Source organism: Mesorhizobium sp. M8A.F.Ca.ET.207.01.1.1, from assembly GCF_004794715.1.
Classification (GTDB): Bacteria; Pseudomonadota; Alphaproteobacteria; order Rhizobiales; family Rhizobiaceae; genus Mesorhizobium.
Genome location: NZ_SRUS01000578.1, coordinates 1 through 283, shown reverse-complemented (window position 1 = coordinate 283; position 283 = coordinate 1). Strand labels below are relative to the sequence as shown.

The following is a 283-nucleotide window of genomic DNA, read 5'->3' as shown; positions in this document are numbered from 1 at the left end:
GTCTGGGGACCCTCCGGCTCCTCTCCTTGTATCAGTACGATCGATTGGCCTCCGCGGACGGGAGCGTATTTATTGAGGAACGCGCCCAGTGCGCCGGCTGCGCCCGTCGCGAAGAAGGCCGCGACCGCAAAAGCCAAGACCGAGATGCGCATGTTGCGGTGCTGAACGATCGCTCGTCCGTACTTCATGGTGACATAGGCCACCATGGTCATTGCGATCGGCGCCAGCCAAGCGACATGCTCCTTCCATTCCATGCCGAGAGAATGCCACTCGGATGTTCTTG

1 protein-coding gene is annotated in these 283 nt (G+C 60.4%); it reads right to left on the bottom strand.

Annotated elements, in window-relative coordinates:
* On the bottom strand, positions 1-254 hold a 254-nt coding region (locus tag EN850_RS35910), incomplete at its 3' end, for a hypothetical protein (protein ID WP_210238108.1).
* Between the last annotated feature and the right edge of the window lie 29 nt (positions 255-283).